This is a genomic window from Actinopolymorpha pittospori, assembly GCF_014873875.1.
Taxonomy (GTDB): domain Bacteria; phylum Actinomycetota; class Actinomycetes; order Propionibacteriales; family Actinopolymorphaceae; genus Actinopolymorpha; species Actinopolymorpha pittospori.
The window spans coordinates 6,783,481-6,803,391 of the sequence record NZ_JADBEM010000001.1; the positions used below are offsets into that span (position 1 = coordinate 6,783,481).

Below are 19,911 nucleotides of genomic sequence, written 5' to 3' on the forward strand. Positions count from 1 at the left end.
CTTCCAGGCGACGAGGAGCGCCGGATATGCCCAGGTGCGCGGGATTGCGACCTACGACGATGACCTATGGGCGGCACGACCTCGACGAACGACCCTGGCCGCCTCGGCCGCGGAAGCGCTGCACTGCCAGCAAGGGGAAGCGCTGTGGCTGGGCTCGTCACGAGCCCAGCCACCACAGGGATAGGGACTGAAACGATGTCGGACACCAAACAGACCACGAAGCACTGGAACGTCGAGATCTCCATCGACGAAGAGAACGGCCAGACCCGTGCCGAGGCCTTTCTGGTCTCACCCGACAAGGAACGCTTGACAGGCATGGGAAGAGCTCGCTGCAACCCGGCGGACGCAGACGTACCCAAGATCGGTGACGAACTCGCGGTCGCCCGTGCCCTCGCGGAGCTGTCACATCGACTGCTCCACACCGCGGCGGACGACATCGAGGGCATCACCGCCCAACCGGCCCGCCTCGACTACTGAGGACTACTTTGAGCATTACTGAGGCGGGTCGGTCCGGGTGGCGAACACGATGACGTTGTCGCGGTACGACGTCTCCTTGCTCCAGGGCCCGCCGCAGGTCACGAGCCGCAGGGTGGACTTGTCGGAGGGGCCCCACACCAGCTCGGTCGGGAACTGCTCCTTCGGATAGGCCTTCACACCGTCGACCGTGTAGGTGACTTCGCTCTTGTCCTCGCGGACGATGTGAACGACGTCACCTGGCTTGAGCTCACCCAGTCGGAAGAACACGGCGGGGCCGAGCACCGCCGAGTCGACGTGACCGGCGATCACGGAGTTCCCGACTTCGCCCGGCGTCACCGTGAACTTGTACCACCCGGCATGGTCGGCCTCCTCCGGCGTCGGCACCGCCGCGGTGCCGTCGTCGTTCATCCCGAGCTGCATGAGCGTCGTCTCGACCCCGATGCGCGGGATGCTCAGGCTCACCGGCTCCGACGCGGGCAGCCCTGTCGGCGCGGGCGTGGGCTTCCCGCTCGCACCCTGACCCGAACCGCCGCTCGGCGCCGGGAGCGAGCCCCGGTTGGCGTCGGATGGCGTCGGGCTGGGAGACCTCAGAAACGCCGGTGCGGCGTCACCGGCGGGCAGTTGCGGCCGTTGGGCCGGCGAGTAGGCGAGCACCAGCAGCGCGATACCCGCGATGGCGAGGAGGGCGACGAGGCTGAAACCGACGGCACGTCGCGGTTTCCCGCGACGGCCGCCGGCTTCACTCGTCACCTTGTCAGGCGCGCGACCCATCGGTCTGACGACGCCGCATCAGGAAGGTGCCACCGAGGGCAGCGGCCGCGAGGGCACCCGCACCGCCAGCCACGAGCCCGGTGTTGGTGCCGGAGGCGCCACCGTCACCACCATCGACCCACCCGCGCGGGTAGTCGCCGTGGTCGTCCTTCTTGCCGTGGTCGTCCTTCTTGCCGTCGTCCTTGTGGTCGGACTTCTTGTCGTCGTCCTTCTTGGACCAGTCGTCCTTGTGGTCGGACTTCTTGTCGTCGTCCTTCTTGGACCAGTCGTCCTTGTGGTCGGACTTCTTGTCGTCGTCCTTCTTGGACCAGTCGTCCTTGTGGTCGGACTTCTTGTCGTCGTCCTTCTTGGACCAGTCGTCCTTGTGGTCCGACTTCCGGTCGTCGTCCTTCTTCGACCAGTCGTCCTTCTTGTGGTCGTCGGACTTGCCAGGGTCGCCATCGAGCGTCACCTTGCCGACGACCGGCGTGCTTGCCGAAGCGATGCCGGGAGCGGCCACCAGAAGCGTTGCGCCCGCGAGAGCAGCGCCGGCGACGAGCTTTCCGAAGTACTTGTTCGACATTCTTTGTGTCACTCCTTTGTGCGGTTCAGCTTCCTCTCAGCCAGTCGGCCTCCAAAAGGCTGCCCGAGCTCTCCGAGCGAACAAACGAAATTCGTAATCGGCTGGAAGGTCGAGTGGTTGACCAATTCCAGCGGTTAGCGTGGAGCCGTGTTTCCAATTAATTTCCTAGGACAAATTCCTGAAGTCTAGGACCTCGGGAATTGAGGCGTTCGACATTCAGTGAATCTATTTTGATGGTCGGCGACAGGGCTATTGACGGCGATATCCCGGCCGCGGACGAGGACATATGATGCGACCGCTGCGAATTGCATTGTTGGTGTCGGGTGCCTTCGCGTTGCTCATCGGCTTCGGGTTGATGCTCGCGGGTTCGACGTTGTTGTCCGGATACTTCACCCAACGCGACGACTCCGGCGTGGTGTCCTCTCCGCAGGCCCGCTACGCCGTTCCCAGCTTCGCCATGACGGCGACCCAGACCGGGCTGCGCGTGCAGCCCGGCGTCCTGGGATGGCTGCCGGCACACCGGATCGACGCCGTCCGGATCGACGCGACCCGGGTGGACGGCGGGCAGCTCTTCCTCGGCGTGGCGAGACGGGCCGAGGTCGAGCGGTACCTACACGGTTCGGCGGTGGCCCGGGCGGACTTTCGCCGCGCGCCGTTCGCACTTCGCTACCACCCGGTCGCGGGCGACCAGCGCCCGCGACCGCCCGCACGGCAGGGCGTCTGGGCCGCCACGTCCACCGGCGGTGGAACACAGCACCTCACCTGGCCACTGCGCGACGGGGACTGGACGGTCGTCGTGATGAACGCGGACGCCGCGAAGGGAGTGGACGTCCACCTCTCGGTGGGAGCCAGGTCGCCGGCGGTTCGCGCGATCGGCGTGTCGCTGTTCGCCGGTGGAGGTCTGCTCGGTGGGGTCGGCGCACTCCTCGTCTACGCGGCGTGTCGGCGGGCGAGGCCGGGCACGGACGTGGCCCTGATCCAGGCGCTCGCCCGGCGCGAGGCGCTTTCCAGGGCCGAACGTCCTTCCCGGTTCGGGGCGAAGAGCTGACCTTTGCCCCTATTCGAGCAGGGGCCCCGGCCCGAAACCTGGAGGGGCACAGCAGCACGACGTCCTGACCCGACTGCTCGTGGAGGATCACCGCGATGACGACCCGCCCACAGCTTCGCCAACTCGGCCTCAACACCGGGAAGAAGGCACGGCTGCACCGGATCCTGTTCCAGCACGGTGTCCGTAACGGGACCGCGATCTTCCTGCCGTACGACCAGGGCCTCGAACACGGTCCACGCGACTTCTTCGCGAACCCACTGGCAAGCGATCCGTCCTACATCGTGAAGCTCGCGGTCCGCGGCGGCTTCAACGGGATCGCCCTGCAGATCGGTCTCGCCGAGAAGTTCTTCTGGGACTACGCCGGTGAGATTCCGCTGATCCTGAAGCTGAACGGCCGGACCGACATCCCCTCCGACGCCGAACCCGTGTCACCGGTGCACGCGAGTGTGGCTGACGCGGTACGCCTCGGCGCGGACGCGGTCGGATACACGATGTACGTCGGTTCGCCGGCGCAGGAGCGTGACTTCGAACAGTTCCGCCAGGTTCGAGAGGATGCGCACCGCTTCGGGCTCCCGCTGGTGGTGTGGGCCTACCCGCGCGGCTCCGCGATCGACTCCAAGGGCGGCAAGGACTCCTTCTACGCCGTCGACTACGCCGCCCGGACGGCCGCCGAACTCGGCGCCGACATCGTCAAGGTGAACTTTCCACGACCGGAGCTACAGGCGGGGGCCCGCGCGGAGTACGCGCGTACCTTCTCGCCACAGCAGGCGATCGAGGCGGTCGTCCGTTCGGCCAACCGCACCTACGTGCTGGTGTCTGGCGGGGAGAAGGCCGACGACGCCGCGATGCTCGACAAGGCCCGCATGGCGATGGAGGCCGGTGGTCTCGGCCTGATCTTTGGTCGCAACGTCTGGCAGCGCTCCTACGACGACTCACTCGCGCTCGTCGACCAGCTCAAGGAAATCCTCGCGAAGTACCCCGCGTCCTGACAGTGCGGCCCCGGCCGCACCCACCCTTCGACCACACCCCCGGGGGCGACGATGATCGACGTCAAACAAGTCGATCGACTACTGCGATACCAGGATCCCGACGGCGCCGTGCTGTCGCTCTACCTCAACGTCCCGGCCAACACGGGTGGGCTGCGTGAGATGTTCGTCCGGTTGGAGAACCTCCTGTGCGACGTGGCCGCCAAACAGGATCGGGCTTCGCACTCGGTGAAGTCCGACCTGGCCGCCGCCCGGGAGGAGGTGCGAGGAGCGGTGACCGAGCATGTCCGTGACTGGCTCGGTCACGGCGTCGCCATCATGAGCGCCCCCTCACTGGGGTTGTACGAGACGGTGCCGGTGTCCTGGCCGGTCCCCGACCGGGCGGTCGTGGAACATCGGCCCTACGTACGCCCACTCATGTCGGCGCTCCACCACGCGCGGCCCTACTACGTCGTGGTGGTCGAACGCCGGCAGGCCTGGATCTTCCGGGTGGACGGGGAGAGCATCGAGCCGGTCAGCAAGCTCGTCGGAGAGGGCGTGCGGGACCGCTCCCACGCCGGCTGGGCGGGCCGGGAGGAGTACAACACCAGACACCGGGCCGCCGAACTCGCACGCCGCCACTACCGTTCGACCGCGGCGACGGTCGAGAACCTCATGCGAAACAACGGGCGTGACCTCGTGGTGGGCGGGCACGAGGTCAGCATCGTGGAGTTCGTCGGCATGCTGCCCGACGGCGTACGCCGCAAGCTCGTCGGCACGTTCGTGGTGGACCCGCACACCATGACGGCAGGAGACGTCCGGACGCGCGGCGCGCGGGCCCGCGACCAACGCCGGGTCGAGCACGAGCGCCGGGTACTCGCCGAGATCGCCGACCAGGAGGCCACCGGCCTGGCCGTGAGCGGGATCGAGGCGTGCGCGGACGCGGTCAACCTCGGCCAGGCAGCTGTTCTGGTCGTGCGCGGTGAGGACGTCGTTCCCGGGTTCGACTGCCTGACGTGCGGTGAACTGTCGGTGGATCCGGCGGAGCGGTGCGGCGGGTGCGGCGGCGGGCCACTGCGACCGGTCTTCGACCTGGTCGACGAACTCGTCGCGCGGGTGGTGCAGCAGGGCGGTGGCGTGGAGTTCGTCGACGCCGACGAACTCGGTGGGGGACTGCGGGTCAGCGCCACCCTGCGCGGACGGCTGGCCCGCCAGTCTCGTTGACCGGGTCGTGGATGACGGCGACCGGGCAGCCGACCCGGCGCAGGACGGCCCTGGTCACCGACCCGGTCACGATCTCGTTGCGGGGCCGAGCCCGTCCGCCGAGAACCAACAGTTGCGCGCCCGCCGAGTGCGCGACCAGGGTCGCGGTGGGGTGGGACTGCTCCGCGACGACCCGGACGGCGACCTGCGGGTACTTCTCCCGCCAGGGCGCCAGCGTCTCGGCGAGCATCCGATCGACCCGGGCCCGGCGTTCGCCGACCGCCTCCTGCAGGCCGCGCAGGTTGTACACGTAGGGGTTGACGATCTCCCAGGCCGACACGACGAGCAACGGGGCCCCGCGTAGCTGCGCCTCCTCGAAGGCGAACTCCAGCGCCGTCTCGCACTCGAGCGGGAGATCGACCCCGACCACGACCGGGGCGGAGGACGGCGGCCGCGCCTCCGGCCAGTCCGCGGGCACGATCACGACCGGGACTCGCGCGTGGACTCCCAGGCTCATCGAGGTGGAGCCGGGGAGCAGGTTCGCGATCCCGCCGCGACCGCGACGGCCGACGACGCACATGCGTGCCCTGCTCACCAGGTCGATGAGAACCTGGGCCGGCGCGCCCTCATACAGCGCCGTGCCGACCAGCAGCCGCTCGTGTCGGTGTTCCGCGAGGCGTGCACGCGCGGCGTCGAAGACCGCGGTGCCCTCCTCGTACATCTGCTCCATCCGCGACCGGGCCGGTGACCTGCGCCCGCCTCGTCCGCGTCCGTGCGTCGGCTGGAACGCGTGGATCATGCGGACCGGGCAGCCACGCAGCCCAGCCTCCTCCAGGGCCCACGCCAGTGCTTTCAGACCGTTCTCCGATCCGTCCACGCCGACGACGATGGCCGGACTGCTCCCCGGACGCGGCATCTGCCCACCCCTCCCGCGCACTGCTCCCGAACCACCCTCGCAGGCGAATCGGGGCGAGGCGGGCCAGACCTCGCGGGCCGGGTCGGTCGGCTCGAGGACACCTGACCAATGACCCTGGGTAGTCGCGAGGGCACGGATGACCATGAAAGTGGTGTCGTGTCGACGGCGTATGTCGACTGGATGGTGCACGTGCGGACACGAGTCGGACGCCCGGGAGGTCGGCATGACAGAGAGCCGACTCAGGCGGTGGGTGAGACTGACGGCCCGTCGGCTGGGCTTGAGTCGTAACCCCCTGTGCCGGACGTCCGACCGGATGGAGGGCCTGCTCGTCGTGGCGACGCTGCTCGCCGCGGTGATCGCCGTCCCGGTCGCGATCAGCGTGGGCAGGTCCGCGTATGCGGACGGCAGGCAGACCACCGCCTCACAGGTGGCCTCCGGTCACTGGGACACCGCGCGGCTGCTGGAGAGAGCCCCCGGTTCGATGGCCGGGCAGGATTCGTCCAACCCGCCGACGACACTCGCCCGGGCCCGCTGGCAGGGAGCGAACGGAGCCCGGACCGAGGGCGACGTGCCGGTACGTGCCGGCAGCCCGGCGGGTTCCTCCGTCCGAGTCTGGGTCGACTCGAGCGGCCAGGTCACCCGACCCCCGCTCACCAACTCCCAACTGTCGGACAAGGGAGTGGCGACGGCGATCACCACGTTGATGGGCCTAGAACTCGCGGTCGTGGTCTGTTCCCTGCTCGCGCGCTGGCTGCTCGAACGCCGCCGGCTCGCCGCCTGGGGCGCGGAGTGGGCGCGGGTCGCCCCGCGATGGAGCCGGAAGTACCACTGATGGGTGGGCGGCTCCCCGACCACGACCGACCACGACCGACCACGACCGACCACGACCGACCACGACCGACCACGGCCGACCACGGCCGACCACGGCCGACCGGCCACGCCTACCGACGCGACACGGGGGGCAGTGCTCGTGACCCTGGACCTTCGTAAGCACACACACGAGGTGGTGGACTCCGCCCGGATGGCGCCCTCGCTGGACAACGCCCAACCGTGGGCGTTTCGGGTGACGGCCCGCAGTGTCGAGGTGTATGTCGATCGCTCCCGCGCGGTGCCCTCCCTCGACCCCGACGACCGACAGATGCTGATCGGTGTCGGTGGGGCGATCTTCGCCGTACGACTCGGCATCTGCGCACTTGGCTCCGAACCCACCCTGGCGCTCCTTCCTGGCGACGAGCGCGGCGACCTCGCGGCCGTCGTGTCCCTCGGCCCGGACCACCTCTTCTCACTCGCAGAGGCCCGGATGTTCGAACAGATCCCGCGTCGTCGCACCTGCCACGCCCGGCTGGACCCGCAGGTACCACGCGAGATCAGGTCCGCGCTGGCGCGGGCCGTCGAACTCGAGGGCGCGCACCTGCGCTGGATGGTCGAGTCGGCCGAACGCCGGTCGCTTGCGCGGTTGGTCGCGATGGCCGAGCGCCGGGAGCAGGCCGGCCAGACCGTCCACGCCGCGGGTTCGGTGGGCACGGCCGCTCCGGCCACGGCGCGACATGGGTCGGACCTTCCGACGCGGGAGTTCGCCACCGCATCGTCAGGGCCGGCGGCGACGCCCGGGCTTCCCGCACAGGAGCCGAGTGTCGCGATCCTGGCCACCGACGGCGACCGGCCGGCCGAGTGGTTGCGGGCCGGCCAGGCACTGATGCGGATGCTGCTCTCGGCCAGCGTCGAGGGACTGGTCGCGACCTACTCCAACCAGCCGCTGGAGGTGCCCGACCTGCGCGGCCGGGTCCGCGACGACCTGGCGCTGCCGGGGTTCCCGCAGGTCATCGTCCGGCTGGGCCGACCCGTGGAGGGCTGGCCGGAGCCGACACCCCGCCGTCCGGTCGTGGACCTGCTGCGCCGCTGAACGCCTGGTGGCTCACCAGCCGAAGACGAGCGGGTCACGCCGCCGCCCGGCGACGACGATGTCGGTCAGGTCCCGTACGACGATGTGCGCCCCGTGGGCGCGCAACTCCTCCGCTCGGTCGGTCCGGTCCACCGCGACCACGACGGCGAATCCGCCGGACCGGCCCGCCTCGACACCGGCCGGGGTGTCCTCGACGACCGCGGCCTGGGACGGCGGGAGCCCGAGCCGCCGGACCGCCTCGACGAAGAGGCTCGGAGTTGGGCAACCGCTGAGGGAGGCGGGCGAGGGGTGCGCGTCGAGGACCTCGGCCCCGTCGGCGCCTCCCAGCTGCCCGGCGCCGCCCGCGCCGCCAGGGGCGCCGCGGGGGTCATGCGTCGGGCCGTTCCCGTCGGTGTCCTCCTCCGCGCCTTCCACCTGTACGTCGAAGAGCCGCTGCACCTGCGCCGCCGCGAGCATCCGGAAGCAGTGCCGGGTGACCGACACCGCCGCCGTCCTCGCGCCGCGCTCTCGAAGGTCACGCACGAGCCGGACGGTGGAGGGGAACGCGGCGACGCCGTACCGGTCGATCTCCTCCAGGAAGTAGCGGGTCTTGCGGTCGACGATGGCCGCGACGCCGTCTCTGTCCCTGCTCGCCCAGCCGCCCGGGACCCTGTTCGAACGCCTGTTCGACAGCCCCTTCGAAGGCCCGTTCGGCAGTGGGGCCTCGCCCAGGCCCACGCCGCGGGCGGTGAGGAAGTCACGAACGCCCTCCGCCCCGGGCCGGCCGTCCAGGAAGCGCAGGTAGTCGGCGCGCACGTCGAAGGGCGCGAGCGTATGACCGATCTGCCGGCTGTACTGGCGCAGGAACTCGTCGATGGACCGCTTCCAGGCGCCGGCGTGCACCCGTGCGGTGTCGGCGATCACGGAGTCGGTGTCGAAGACCACCGCGCCGATCCGGTCGAGGTGCAGGACTGGGTGCTCGGATGTCATCGGCTCGTGCCTCCAGAGTCCCCGGATCGAGGCCGGCGGAATGGTGTCACCGGTGGGCGAGCAGTTCCTGACGGCCGCGCCCGGAGATCAGTAGCTCGCCGAGGTCGCGGACGACCACATGGGCACCGAGCTGGTAGAAGGCGTTCTTGTGGTCGTACCGGTCAACCGCGACGATCGGTTCGAAACAGCCGTTCCAGGCGGCCTCCACTCCGGCGAGACCACCGGTGACCACCGCCGTGCGCCGAGGTGAGACGCCCAGCCGGTGCGTCGCCTCCAGCAGCAGCGCGGGGTCGGGGCGCGCCGGGAGCCGCAGCAGCGCGGCGTCCTCACCGTCCACCCGCAGGTCGAACAACGAGGCGACGCCCGCGGCCTCCAGGACGCGTAGGCAGGTGTGTCCGGCCGCGACGGCGGCGACCCGGATGTCGCGCCGGGAGAGTTCGCGCAGGAGCTCCACCGACGAGGCATAGGCCGACACGCCGACACGGTCGACCTGGGCCAGGAAGTAGTCGTCCTTGCGGGAGGACAGGGAGCGGACGGTGTCGTCGTCTGGATTCGCGGAGAACTCCGGTACGGAGACGCCCCGCGCGATCAGGAACCCGCGGACACCTGCCGCGGTCGGACGGCCCTCGGCGTACCTCAGATAGTCGGCCGGTATGTCGAACGGCGGCAGGTCCAGGCCGTCCTCGGCGCCGCGGCGGCGGAGGTAGTCGTCGAGCGTGTGCTGCCACGCCGCGGCGTGCAGCAGGGCCGTGTCCGCCAGGACGTCGTCGATGTCGAAGAGGACGGCGTCGAGCCGACCCAGGTGCAGAGTCGGTGAACTCACACTCATCGAGACCCCCTGGACACGTGCTCAGCGTCCCGGGCCCACGTGGGACCGGGCGAGAGGCTTCCGTCATGGCGGGATGGGACCTTCGCCCGCTGCCTGGTGGTGTGGTGCGAAACGACGCTGAAAGTGTCGTGGGAGCCGGACCATGGAGGCCGTATGCCTGTGCGGGTGGGCGTGAACGGGTTCGGCCGCATCGGGCGCGCCTTCGTCCGATGCGCACTGGAACGCGACATGGAGGTCATCGCCGTCAACGATGTCGCGCCCGTTGGAACCCTGGCCCACCTGTTGGATTACGACTCGACGTACGGACGGCTACACCTGTCCGTACGGCACGACAACGACACGATCTACGTGGACCGGGCCCCGATCGCGGTGACGGCGATTCCCGAACCGGCGGAGCTTCCCTGGGGTGAACTCGGCGTCGACGTGGTGATCGAGTCGAGCGGGCGTTTCGGCGCCCGCCCCGAGGCCGCCCGCCACCTCAAGGCGGGCGCCCGCAAGGTGCTCCTCTCCGCGCCCGGCCGGGACGCGGACGTCACCGTCGTGATGGGAGTCAACCAGGGTGACTACGACGCCGACCGTCACGACGTCATCTCCAACGCGTCCTGCACCACCAACTGTGTCGCCCCGATGGTGAAGGTTCTCCACGAGTCCTTCGGTATCGTCAAGGGAACCTTGACAACGGTGCACGGCTACACCAACGACCAGGTGCTGCTGGACGCTCCGCACGAGGACCCCCGTCGGGCCCGCTCGGCCGCGGTGAACATCGTCCCGACGAGCACCGGCGCGGCGCGCACCACCGGGGAGATCGTCCCAGACCTCGCCGGACGGCTCACCGGTACCGCGCTGCGGGTCCCGGTGGAGACCGGGTCCCTCACCGACCTCACTGCCCTGCTGTCTAGGCCGGTGAGCGTGGGGGAGGTCAACGCGGTCTTCCTGCGGGCGGCGCGGGAGGAGCTGTTCGGCATCCTCCGGGTCACCAGTGAACCGGTGGTCTCGCGCGACATCGTGGGCGATCCGGTCTCGTGCGTACTCGACGTCTCCCTCACCCAGGCAGACGGCGAACTCGTCGAGGTCTTCGGGTGGTACGACAACGAATGGGGCTACTCCAATCGGCTGGCTGATCTCGCGGAGTACGTCGGACGGCGGCTCTGAACGAACCGTGGAGGTGTCACCGTGCTCGTCCAGGAGCTCGACCAGGTCGAACGCGACACGCTCGTGCGGGCGGCGATCCTCGCGCCGTCCACACACAACACCCAGCCGTGGCGCTTCCGGTTCCGCAGGCGTTCGGTCGAGGTACACCGCGACCCGCGCCGTGAGCTGGGCGCGGAGGACCCCGAAGGACGCATGACCCTGATCGGGGTGGGCGCCGCCGTCCTCAACCTCCGAGTGGCCGCCGCCTCCCTCGGTGCGCACACGATGATCCTGCTGATGCCGGACCCGCAGCGCCCGACGCTCGCCGCGCAGGTGAGCGTCGGCCCGCGGGGCAACGGCAACGGTGACGGCGGTGACGGCGGCAGTCTGGGCGCGCTGTACCCGTTCCTGTCCCGCCGGCGTACCAACGGGCAGCCCACCGCGCACCGGGGCATCCCGGGCGACGTCCGTGACGACCTCAGTCGGGCCACCGCCTGCGAGGGGGCACGCCTGGAGTGGATCGACGACCGTGACCGCGTGCGCTGGCTCCGCGAGCTCGCCACCGACGCCGGCACCGGTATCGCCGAGGCCGACGACCCACGCCAACTGGTCGAACGACAGGTCTGGGTCGGCGGCCGGCGGACGAACGAGGGGGTTCCCTCCACGGCACTCGGCCCGCGTTCGGGTAGCCCGCCCGGTCCGGTCCGCGACCTCGGAGTCGACCCGGGCGACCGGCTCGGCGACACCGCGAAACTCGAGGCTGAGCCCAACCTCGCCGTCCTCTCGACCAGCCGGGACACACCCCACGACTGGCTCACGACCGGCCAGGCCCTGCAACGGCTGCTGCTCTCGGCCACGATCCACGGGGTGGCCGCGTCGCTGCTGAACGAACCGACCGGACACGCCGACCTGGGGTGGCTGGTGCGGGATCCGAAGTCCGGCTGGACCGAACCCCAGGTCGTCCTGCGCTTCGGATACGGGCCGGAGCTACCGCCGACGCCGCTGCGCCCGGTCGAGGAGTTCATCCTCGACGAGCACGCCGACGACCCGACGCAGCCCCCTGGATGGTGAGCTCATGTCCACCGTGTCCACCGACTCCGCCCTGCCGATCGTCGTCGGGATCGACGGATCCCAGGGGGCGCTGGACGCGGTGGCGTGGGCGGCGTCCGAGGCGGCCCTGCGCAACGCGCCGCTGCGCATCGTGCACGCCTACTGCTGGCCGCTGCTGCACATCCCGGCCACGATGTGGCGGATGGGACCCGACAGAGGCCTGCGCGCCCATGCGGACGCCATCGTCGCCGACGCCGTGACGACCGCCCGGACCACCGCGCCGGCAATCGAGGTCACGACCATGATCGAGACCGACTTCCCGTTGCCGTTGCTGGTCGGGCAGAGCTCGTGCGCGTCCTACGTCGTGGTCGGCACGTCCGGACGGGGGGCGGTCACGGGCGCCCTGGCCGGCTCACTCGCGGTCGAGCTCGTCGCGCGGTCGCGGGCCCCGGTCGTCGTGGTGCGCTCCACGACCTCACCCGAGCACGTCGAACGTACGGTCGTCGTCGGCGTCGACGGTTCACCGCTCGGCTCCGCCGCCGTGGAGGTCGGCGTGGAGGAGGCGGCCCGGCGGCGGGGCCGGGTCCTCGCCGCCCACGTGGTCCGCCACAGCCTGGCGACACGCTTCGGCGCGACCGACACCTCCGCCGGGCTCCGGCTGCTCGACCAGGCGCTCGCGGGCTGGCGCCGCAAGTACCCGGAGCTACCGATCGAGGAGCGGGTGCTGTCGGGCCACGCGGCCGGTGAACTCATCGACCTGTCCACGCACGCCACCCTGCTCGTCGTGGGTGCCCGCGGGCGGGGCGGCTTCACCGGGATGTTGCTCGGCTCGGTCAGCCAGACGCTGCTCTACCAGGCACAGTGCCCGGTCGTGATCATCACCCAGGGCTGCCTGCCCCTTGGCGGATCGGCCACCACCGCCCAGGTCGTGTCCTAGGGCGCTTCACCGGCTCGATGTGGGAGACGCACCCTAATGGGAGTGCACCGGGTGGTTTTGCCAGTCTGGTGTCTGAGCCGCTGGCCGGTGAGCACTTACGCGCCCTGGTCTTGTGTTTGAGACCTATGGCTAGATCGTGCCCCGTGCTGGTGGTCGGGGAGCGGTAGGGCTGGTGGGATGTCGTGCCGGTGAGCACTGGTCCATTAGGTCGCCTGGGTCTCCTCGCAGGCTCGTGTGGTGTTGTCGAGGAGGGTGTAGGGAGGCCTGGCTGGTGTTGTTCGTGGGTGATGACTGGGCGGAGTCCCATCACGACATCGAGATCGTGGATGAGGGTGGGCGAAGGTTGGTGCGGCGGCGGGTGCCGGAAGGGGTGGCCGGGATCGCCGTGTTGCACGGGCTGGTCGCTGATCATCTACCCGATCAGGGTGAGCCGGTAGATGTGGTGGTGGGGATCGAGACTGATCGGGGCCCGTGGGTGCAGGCGTTGATCGCGGCCGGCTACACCGTCTATGCGGTCAACCCGTTGCAGGCCGCCCGCTACCGGGAACGACACGCAGTCTCCGGCGCCAAGAGCGATGCCGGGGATGCGCATGTGCTGGCCGAGCTGGTCCGGCTGGACCGTGCCCACCATCGCCCCGTGGCCGGGGACTCCGCGCTGGCCGAGCACGTCAAGGTGGTGGCCCGGGCGCACCAGTCGCTGGTGTGGTCTCGGCAGCGGCAGACCAACACGCTGCGCTCCACGTTGCGCGAGTTCTACCCCGGCGCTCTGGCCGCCTTCGACGACCTGGCGAGCCGTGACGCACTCGCCGTGCTCACCCTCGCGCCGACCCCCGCCAAGGGGGCCCGGTTGACCCAGAAGCGGGTGGAGCAGGTGCTGGCCCGGGCCGGGCGCAAACGTAACCTGCCCGGCACCGCGGAGACGATCGTGACCGCGCTGGCCGCCCAACAGCTACCCGCCCGGGAGGGTGTCGTCGACGCCTACGCGGCCAGCGTGGCCGCCCTGGTCGCGGTGATCAGCGAACTGTCCCGCCAGATCCAGACCCTGGAGGGTGAGGTGGAGGCGGGTTTTGGTCGGCACCCGGACGCTGAGATCTACCTGAGCCAGCCAGGGCTCGGCATGACGCTTGGTGCCCGGGTGCTCGCCGAGTTCGGAGACGACCCGCACCGCTACACCGACGCCCGCGCCCGCAAGAACTACTCCGGCATGGCGCCGGTTACCAAAGCCTCCGGCAAGAAACGCGTCGTCTTGGCCCGACACGCCCGCAACCGCCGACTCGCTGATGCGCTCTACCAGCAAGCCTTCGCCGCCTTGGGCGCCTCGCCAGGAGCACGCGCCTACTACGACACCCACCGAGCCCGCGGCGCCACCCACCACCAAGCCCTACGCACACTCGCCAACCGACTCGTCGGCATCCTCCACGGCTGCCTACGCCACCACACCCCCTACAACGAAACGACCGCCTGGCCCCCCACCAACCAAACCGATCACCAAGCCGCTTGACACCTTACGAACGTGGGATGTCTAGCCGCGGCGGGCGCGGGCGCGCTGCTTCTCCCGGTCGGTCTGGCCGAGGATCGTCTTGCGCAGCCGGATCGCGGCCGGGGTGACCTCCACGCACTCGTCCTCGCGGCAGAACTCCAGCGCCTGCTCCAAGGCCATCTCCCGGGCCGGGACCAGCCGTTCCAGCTCCTCCGCGGTGGAGGAACGCACGTTGGTGAGCTTCTTCTCCCGGGTGGCGTTGACGTCCATGTCGTCTGGTCGGGAGTTCTCGCCGACCAGCATGCCCTCATAGACCTCGGTGCCGGGCTTGACGAACAGCGTCCCGCGCTCCTGCATGTTGAAGCAGGCGTACGCGGTGACCGCGCCACGCCGGTCGGCGACGAGCGAGCCGCGCGGCCTGGTGCGCAGGTCACCGGCCCAGGGCTCGTACCCCTCGAAGACGTGGTGGATCAGGCCGGTGCCGCGGGTCTCGGTGAGGAACTCGGTCCGGAAGCCGATCAGGCCGCGGGCCGGGACGAGGTAGTCCAGGCGGACCCAGCCGGTGCCGTGGTTGACCATCTGCTCCAGCCGGCCGCGTCGCAGGCCCAGCATCTGGGTGACGACGCCGACGTAGTCGTCTGGCACGTCGATGGTGACCCGCTCGACCGGCTCGTGCAGCTTCCCGTCGATGTCCTGGGTGACGACCTGGGGCTTGCCGACGGTGAGCTCGAAGCCCTCCCGTCGCATCAGTTCGACGAGGACGGCGAGCTGGAGCTCGCCACGGCCCTGCACCTCCCAGGTGTCGGGCCGCTCGGTGTTGGCGACCCGGATGGAGACGTTGCCGACGGTCTCGGCGTCCAGCCGGTTCTTGACCATCCGGGCGGTGAGCTTGTTGCCGCTCTGGCCCGACAGCGGGGAGGTGTTGATGCCGAGGGTGACCGAAATGGACGGCTCGTCGACCCGGATCACCGGCAGCGGGCGCGGGTCGTCGGGGTCGGCGAGGGTCTCACCGATCGTGATATCGGGGATGCCGGCGATGGCCACGAGGTCGCCCGGTCCGGCCTTGTCGGCGGGCACCCGGTCCAGTGCCTCGGTCATCAACAGGTCGGTCACCCGGACCCGCTCGACCGTACCGTCCGCCCGGCACCAGGCGACCGAGCCGCCACGGACGAGCTCACCCTGGTGGATCCGGCACAGCGCGAGCCGGCCGAGGTAGGGGGAGGCGTCGAGGTTGGTGACGTGGGCCTGCAGCGGGGCGCCCTCGTCGTAGGAGGGCGCGGGAACCGTGGACAGGATCGTCTCGAAGAGCGGACGCAGGTCCTGGTTGTCGGGGACCGTGCCGTCGGCGGGCTGTTCCAGCGTCGCCCGGCCGGCGCGGGCCGAGGCGTAGACAATCGGGAAGTCCAGCGCGGCGGTGTCCGCGGCCGGGTCGTCGAGCAGGTCGAGGAACAGCTCGTACGCGGCGTCGACCACCTCCGCGATGCGGCTGTCGGGACGGTCGACCTTGTTCACGACGAGGACGACCGGAAGCCGCTTGTGCAGTGCCTTGCGCAGGACGAACCGGGTCTGGGGGAGGGGACCCTCGGAGGCGTCGACCAGCAGCAGCACGCCGTCCACCATCTCCAGGGCCCGCTCGACCTCGCCGCCGAAGTCGGCGTGGCCGGGGGTGTCCACGATGTTGAGCGTCACCGGGCCATCGGGGCTCTCCCACCGCACCGCGGTGTTCTTCGCGAGGATCGTGATGCCCTTCTCGCGCTCGAGGTCCATCGAGTCCATGACGCGTTCGGCTACGTCCTGGTTTTCCCGGAACACCCCGGACTGCCACAGCATCGAGTCGACCAGAGTGGTCTTGCCGTGGTCGACGTGGGCGATGATCGCGACGTTGCGGAGGTCGGAGCGGATAGCCATGCGGCCATCCTTCCCGACGACCCGTCACGCCGGTCGCCTGGGTGGTCATCTTCGCCCTGCTCAGACGGCGACCTGATCATCTTCGCCGGCCGGACATCCTGGGTGGGGTTCGGCCCCTGGCGGCTCACCCCCGGGGCTGGTGGGACCGGGGTGTCAGTGCAGCTCCCACAACACCGGCGCGGTGAGCACGCCGACGCGAGGAAGCCCCAGGGCCGCGGAGAGCAGTTGCGCGGGCCCCTGGGCGGTGTCGATGCCGAGGATGCCGGCACTGGTCGCGGTGAGGTCCTCACTGGACTCCGGGCCACGCAGCCGCTCGACCATGCTGACCCGGGGAGTCACCCGCAGCGTCGCCTCCTCACGGCTGAGGCCGACCCGGGAGCAGGCGATGTCGAGCGCCCGCTCGAACCCGCCGAGTTCGTCGACCAGGCCGCGCGCCTGGGCGTCGGCGCCGGTCCAGACCCGGCCCCGGGCGGCGGACTCGACGTGGTCCCGGCTCAGGCCGCGGTCGCCTGCCACCTTGCCGGTGAAGTCGTCGTAGACGTGGTCGAGCCAGTCCTCGAGGCGGCGCCACTCATCGGTGGAGAAGCGGTGGTAGGCGGAGAACATCCAGGCGTTGCGGCCCTCGGCGACCCCGTCGCGGCTGATGCCGATGCGGTCCAGGAGGTCGCGAATCACCGCTTTGCCCCCGAACACCCCGATCGACCCGGTGAGCGTGCCCGGTTGGGCGACGATCGTGTCGGCCGCCATCGAGACGAAGTAGCCGCCGGAGGCGGCCACGGTGCCCATCGACACCACGACCGGCTTGCCGGACTCGCGGACCCGGACGACCTCGCGGCGTACGGCGTCGGAGGCGACGTAGGAGCCCCCGGGGCTGTCCACCCGCAGCACCACCGCCCGGACGTCGTGGTCGGCGGCGGCCGCCCGCAGCGCCGCGCCGATGGTGTCCGAACCGATGGAGGTGGAGCCGAGCCCACGCCGGGTGGACCGACCCAGATGGATGTCGCCGGTGCCGTGGACGACGGCGACCGCCGGTCCCCTGGACGACACCCGGCCGATCGCCTGGCGGGGGCCCAACTGCTTCGCGCGGCGGTAGCGGTGCACGAACCTGGGCCGCACCTCACCGAGGCGAGCGCGTACCTGGGCGTAGACCTCGTCGCGGTAGCCGAGCCGGTCGACCAGGCCGCTCTCCTTCGCGTCCACGGCCGACAGGGGCGCCCGGTCGACGAGCTCCCGGATCGCTTCGGGGGAGAGCCGGCGGGTCTCGGCGATGCCCTCGACGACCTGCTCCATCGCGGAGGTGGCCAGCCGCCCCGCCGCCTCCTTGTGCGCGTCACTCATCTGCGTTGCCAGGAAGGTGTCGGCCGCGCTCTTGTACTCGTGCCGGCGGGACATCTCCGGCACCACGCCGAGCTTGGCGAGGGCGTCCTTGACAAAGACCGCCTCGGCGAGGACGCCGGTGAGGCCGACGTCGCCCGAGGGCTGCACCCAGATCTGGTCGAACGCGGTCGCGAGGTAGTAGGGGAGCGTGCCCGGACCGAACTCCCCGAAGGTCTCCGACCAGGCCACGGTTGGCTTGCCGGTGCCGGCGAAGTGCCGGACCGCGGTCCTGATCTCCTGGATCTGGGCGAGCGTGGGTCCATGGCCGCCGATGTGGGCCACCAGCCCGGCGACGTCGGGGTCGTAGGCCGCCAACCGCAGCCCTTCCACCACGTCCCGCACCAGCGGGCGACGCCGCGCCATGAACGCGCCGACGGGGTCCTGCGGTGGCGCTTCGAGCAGCGGAACGGTCAGGTCGAGTTCGAGCAGGGTGGCGACCATGGGACTCACCTTAGGGGCCCGGGTGGGACGGAAGGCTGCGGGTAGGCAACAATGATCCCGCAACGTGGAGGGGAGTATTCCTTCGCGACGGCATCGTCATCACGGTCAATCGGGTACATACCCGACCACCCGGTGCCGTCGGCCTGTGACGCAGGCGGAAGAGACCTCCGGGGAAGCGCATCCACTTCTCTCGGAGGTCACACGTGACAATCGAACCCTGGGTCTGGGTTGCCACCGTCGGTGTCCTGGTGGCGATCCTCGTAGCCGACGTACTCATCATCGGTCGCCGACCGCACGAGCCGTCCATGCGCGAGAGCGTCAGCTGGATCGCCCTTTATGTCACCCTCGCGGTGATTTTCGGCATTGGTGTCTGGTTCCTGGCCGGCGGGCAGTACGCCGGGGAGTTCTTCGCCGGGTGGCTCACCGAGTACAGCCTGTCGGTGGACAACCTCTTCGTCTTCCTCGTGATCCTGACGAGGTTCGGCGTACCCCGGAAGTACCAACAGACCGCCCTGCTGATCGGCATCATCCTGGCGCTGGTCATGCGTGGCTTCTTCATCGCCATCGGCGCGGCGGCGATCAGCGCGTTCGCCTGGGTCTTCTACATCTTCGGCGCCATCCTGATCTACACCGCGATCCAGTTCGTGCGCGGTGGCACCGGGGAGGAGTCGGAGTACAAGGAGAACGCCGTCATCCGCTGGGCCAAGAAGAACCTCCCGGCGACCGACAGCTACAACGGCGTGAAGCTCACCATCGTGGAGAACGGCAAGCGCCTGGTCACCCCGATGCTGTTGGTGATGATCGCGCTGGGGACGACGGACCTGCTGTTCGCGCTCGACTCGATCCCGGCGATCTACGGCCTCACGAAGGAGCCGTACCTCGTCTTCGCCGCCAACGTGTTCGCCCTGATGGGGCTACGGCAGCTGTACTTCCTGATCGGCGGGCTGGTGACTCGGCTCGTCTACCTGCCGATCGGTCTCGCCGTGATTCTCGGCTTCATCGGCGTCAAACTGATCCTGCACGCGCTGCACGAGAACAACCTTCCGTTCGTCAACGGTGGCGACCCGATGCACAGCGTCCCGGACATCGGCATCGCGGTCTCCCTCGGCGTGATCGTCGGCACGCTCCTCATCACGACGGTCGCGAGCCTGCTGAAGAGCCGCAACACCGCGCAGAAGAAGGACGACGAGGAACCCGCGCAGACCCACTGAGCAGCAGGCGGCCGGCACCAGTACAGATGCCGGCCGCCCGCTGTGTCCGCTCTGCCGTCGCGCCGTCCTTCGAAGGACGGGCGATCAGCCCTGCCGCGCGCCCTGGGCCCGCTCGGCGTCCCTCCGATGGTCCTCGCCTCGCACCAGCGCGCCGATCTCGTGTCCCAACCCGATCGAGGGTCCGCCGATCAGTTCCCACGATCGGGCGATCCCGACCAGGAAGCAGACGATCACCAGGATCGAGATCGTGTGCACCTCACCGGAGTCGCCGGCGTCGCCGGTGTGGCCGGCCACCCGCAGGCCCATGACCAACTGGAGCGCGAAGATCGCGATGAGGCCGAGCAGGAAGACCTGGTCGCGCACGTCCCGCCAGCGCATGCCGCGGACCCGGATCAGTGACAGCAACGAGGCTGTGGTGAACATCAGTCCGAGGACCGCCACGTCAAGCGCGGTCCAGCCGATGTCGTCTCGGGGAATCAGAGCGAACAGCGACACCGCGAGCGCGTTGGTGAACGCGGTCAGCGCGGCGGAGGCTCGCACCCGGTGAATCTGGGTGTCGCCCCTCTCGGCCAGCCGCTCCTGGGAGACCGAGATGGCGACGAACAGCAGCCCGATCAGTGCGCCGGCCACGCCCGCGGTCGCCACGAAGAAGTCATGGAGGTTGTCCACAGTCATCCCCGCATCCTCGCGGAGGGAGCGCGGAGGAGGCCGGGCGCGGGGCGTTCGCTCCGGG

19 protein-coding genes are annotated in these 19,911 nt (G+C 69.9%); 11 read left to right on the forward strand and 8 right to left on the reverse strand.

All coding sequences use genetic code 11. The features are described from left to right. The first annotated feature begins 195 nt into the window (after window positions 1-195). Window positions 196-477: a DUF1876 domain-containing protein gene (locus tag HEB94_RS31605; RefSeq protein ID WP_192753255.1), complete on the forward strand. Its 282-nt coding sequence runs from the start codon at window positions 196-198 to the stop codon at window positions 475-477. A gap of 15 nt (window positions 478-492) precedes the next feature. Here the strand turns inward: HEB94_RS31605 and HEB94_RS31610 are convergent, their stop codons facing one another. Together HEB94_RS31610 and HEB94_RS31615 are read right to left on the reverse strand one after the other, a co-directional pair. After that, complete coding sequence (locus tag HEB94_RS31610; protein WP_202896662.1) at window positions 493-1,227, reverse strand: class F sortase; 735 nt, start codon at window positions 1,225-1,227, stop codon at window positions 493-495. 4 nt (window positions 1,228-1,231) lie between these two features. Further along, complete coding sequence (locus HEB94_RS31615) at window positions 1,232-1,810, reverse strand: hypothetical protein (protein ID WP_192753257.1); 579 nt, start codon at window positions 1,808-1,810, stop codon at window positions 1,232-1,234. Window positions 1,811-2,099: 289 nt separating this feature from the next. Here HEB94_RS31615 and HEB94_RS31620 point away from each other — a divergent pair, with 289 nt between their 5' ends. From HEB94_RS31620 to HEB94_RS31630, 3 genes are all read left to right on the forward strand, one after another. Next, entirely contained in the window at window positions 2,100-2,858 is a 759-nt protein-coding gene (locus HEB94_RS31620) for a hypothetical protein (protein ID WP_192753258.1), read from the forward strand. 95 nt (window positions 2,859-2,953) lie between these two features. After that, window positions 2,954-3,847: a class I fructose-bisphosphate aldolase gene (locus tag HEB94_RS31625; protein WP_192753259.1), complete on the forward strand. Its 894-nt coding sequence runs from the start codon at window positions 2,954-2,956 to the stop codon at window positions 3,845-3,847. A 51-nt stretch (window positions 3,848-3,898) separates the two neighbouring features. Then, window positions 3,899-5,047 carry a baeRF10 domain-containing protein gene (locus HEB94_RS31630; protein WP_192753260.1) on the forward strand — a complete coding sequence of 383 codons (1,149 nt, stop codon included), beginning with the start codon at window positions 3,899-3,901 and terminating at the stop codon, window positions 5,045-5,047. Here the strand turns inward: HEB94_RS31630 and HEB94_RS31635 are convergent. After that, window positions 5,004-5,942 carry a universal stress protein gene (locus HEB94_RS31635; RefSeq protein ID WP_192753261.1) on the reverse strand — a complete coding sequence of 313 codons (939 nt, stop codon included), beginning with the start codon at window positions 5,940-5,942 and terminating at the stop codon, window positions 5,004-5,006. The two genes, HEB94_RS31630 and HEB94_RS31635, sit on opposite strands and share 44 nt — an antisense overlap. A gap of 223 nt (window positions 5,943-6,165) precedes the next feature. Between HEB94_RS31635 and HEB94_RS31640 the strand changes: the two genes are divergently transcribed. Together HEB94_RS31640 and HEB94_RS31645 are read left to right on the forward strand one after the other, a co-directional pair. Beyond that, a complete protein-coding gene (locus HEB94_RS31640; RefSeq protein WP_192753262.1) occupies window positions 6,166-6,774 on the forward strand; it encodes an Rv1733c family protein in 609 nt (202 codons plus the stop codon). 138 nt (window positions 6,775-6,912) lie between these two features. Further along, window positions 6,913-7,845 carry an Acg family FMN-binding oxidoreductase gene (locus HEB94_RS31645; protein WP_192753263.1) on the forward strand — a complete coding sequence of 311 codons (933 nt, stop codon included), beginning with the start codon at window positions 6,913-6,915 and terminating at the stop codon, window positions 7,843-7,845. A 12-nt stretch (window positions 7,846-7,857) separates the two neighbouring features. Here HEB94_RS31645 and HEB94_RS51355 read toward each other — a convergent pair whose 3' ends face one another. Together HEB94_RS51355 and HEB94_RS31655 are read right to left on the reverse strand one after the other, a co-directional pair. Next, complete coding sequence (locus tag HEB94_RS51355; protein WP_238361688.1) at window positions 7,858-8,814, reverse strand: HAD family hydrolase; 957 nt, start codon at window positions 8,812-8,814, stop codon at window positions 7,858-7,860. Between the two features lie 46 nt (window positions 8,815-8,860). Continuing rightward, complete coding sequence (locus tag HEB94_RS31655; RefSeq protein ID WP_192753264.1) at window positions 8,861-9,643, reverse strand: HAD family hydrolase; 783 nt, start codon at window positions 9,641-9,643, stop codon at window positions 8,861-8,863. A 153-nt stretch (window positions 9,644-9,796) separates the two neighbouring features. Between HEB94_RS31655 and gap the strand changes: the two genes are divergently transcribed. From gap to HEB94_RS31675, 4 genes are all read left to right on the forward strand, one after another. Next, entirely contained in the window at window positions 9,797-10,795 is a 999-nt protein-coding gene (gene gap, locus HEB94_RS31660) for a type I glyceraldehyde-3-phosphate dehydrogenase (protein WP_192753265.1), read from the forward strand. Window positions 10,796-10,816: 21 nt separating this feature from the next. Further along, window positions 10,817-11,845, forward strand: coding sequence for an Acg family FMN-binding oxidoreductase (locus HEB94_RS31665; RefSeq protein WP_192753266.1), 1,029 nt, complete (start codon window positions 10,817-10,819; stop codon window positions 11,843-11,845). 4 nt (window positions 11,846-11,849) lie between these two features. Then, window positions 11,850-12,761, forward strand: a complete 912-nt coding sequence (locus tag HEB94_RS31670) for a universal stress protein (RefSeq protein ID WP_192753267.1) — start codon at window positions 11,850-11,852, stop codon at window positions 12,759-12,761. A gap of 271 nt (window positions 12,762-13,032) precedes the next feature. Continuing rightward, the gene (locus HEB94_RS31675) at window positions 13,033-14,262 is read left to right on the forward strand and encodes an IS110 family RNA-guided transposase (RefSeq protein ID WP_192751286.1); all 1,230 of its coding nucleotides are present in this window, start codon (window positions 13,033-13,035) and stop codon (window positions 14,260-14,262) included. 21 nt (window positions 14,263-14,283) lie between these two features. Here HEB94_RS31675 and typA read toward each other — a convergent pair whose 3' ends face one another. Continuing rightward, the gene (gene typA / locus HEB94_RS31680) at window positions 14,284-16,149 is read right to left on the reverse strand and encodes a translational GTPase TypA (protein WP_192753268.1); all 1,866 of its coding nucleotides are present in this window, start codon (window positions 16,147-16,149) and stop codon (window positions 14,284-14,286) included. A gap of 153 nt (window positions 16,150-16,302) precedes the next feature. After that, the gene (gene sppA, locus HEB94_RS31685) at window positions 16,303-17,967 is read right to left on the reverse strand and encodes a signal peptide peptidase SppA (protein ID WP_192753269.1); all 1,665 of its coding nucleotides are present in this window, start codon (window positions 17,965-17,967) and stop codon (window positions 16,303-16,305) included. A gap of 203 nt (window positions 17,968-18,170) precedes the next feature. Between sppA and HEB94_RS31690 the strand changes: the two genes are divergently transcribed. After that, on the forward strand, window positions 18,171-19,178 hold the full coding sequence (locus tag HEB94_RS31690) for a TerC/Alx family metal homeostasis membrane protein (protein WP_192753270.1): 1,008 nt from the start codon (window positions 18,171-18,173) through the stop codon (window positions 19,176-19,178). Window positions 19,179-19,262: 84 nt separating this feature from the next. On the opposite strand, the gene HEB94_RS31695 is transcribed toward HEB94_RS31690, so the two are convergent. Next, complete coding sequence (locus tag HEB94_RS31695) at window positions 19,263-19,853, reverse strand: hypothetical protein (protein ID WP_192753271.1); 591 nt, start codon at window positions 19,851-19,853, stop codon at window positions 19,263-19,265. Window positions 19,854-19,911 lie beyond the last annotated feature (58 nt).

Excerpts from the sequence above, each read along its gene's own strand:
- HEB94_RS31640 (WP_192753262.1), top strand. The coding sequence starts at position 6,166 with ATGACAGAGAGCCGACTCAGGCGGTGGGTGAGACTGACGGCCCGTCGG.
- HEB94_RS31605 (WP_192753255.1), top strand. The coding sequence starts at position 196 with ATGTCGGACACCAAACAGACCACGAAGCACTGGAACGTCGAGATCTCC.
- HEB94_RS31625 (WP_192753259.1), top strand. The coding sequence starts at position 2,954 with ATGACGACCCGCCCACAGCTTCGCCAACTCGGCCTCAACACCGGGAAG.
- HEB94_RS31620 (WP_192753258.1), top strand. The coding sequence starts at position 2,100 with ATGCGACCGCTGCGAATTGCATTGTTGGTGTCGGGTGCCTTCGCGTTG.
- HEB94_RS31615 (WP_192753257.1), bottom strand. The coding sequence starts at position 1,810 with ATGTCGAACAAGTACTTCGGAAAGCTCGTCGCCGGCGCTGCTCTCGCG.
- HEB94_RS31635 (WP_192753261.1), bottom strand. The coding sequence starts at position 5,942 with ATGCCGCGTCCGGGGAGCAGTCCGGCCATCGTCGTCGGCGTGGACGGA.
- gap (WP_192753265.1), top strand. The coding sequence starts at position 9,797 with ATGCCTGTGCGGGTGGGCGTGAACGGGTTCGGCCGCATCGGGCGCGCC.
- HEB94_RS51355 (WP_238361688.1), bottom strand. The coding sequence starts at position 8,814 with ATGACATCCGAGCACCCAGTCCTGCACCTCGACCGGATCGGCGCGGTG.
- HEB94_RS31670 (WP_192753267.1), top strand. The coding sequence starts at position 11,850 with ATGTCCACCGTGTCCACCGACTCCGCCCTGCCGATCGTCGTCGGGATC.
- HEB94_RS31630 (WP_192753260.1), top strand. The coding sequence starts at position 3,899 with ATGATCGACGTCAAACAAGTCGATCGACTACTGCGATACCAGGATCCC.
- typA (WP_192753268.1), bottom strand. The coding sequence starts at position 16,149 with ATGGCTATCCGCTCCGACCTCCGCAACGTCGCGATCATCGCCCACGTC.
- HEB94_RS31695 (WP_192753271.1), bottom strand. The coding sequence starts at position 19,853 with ATGACTGTGGACAACCTCCATGACTTCTTCGTGGCGACCGCGGGCGTG.
- sppA (WP_192753269.1), bottom strand. The coding sequence starts at position 17,967 with ATGGTCGCCACCCTGCTCGAACTCGACCTGACCGTTCCGCTGCTCGAA.
- HEB94_RS31655 (WP_192753264.1), bottom strand. The coding sequence starts at position 9,643 with ATGAGTGTGAGTTCACCGACTCTGCACCTGGGTCGGCTCGACGCCGTC.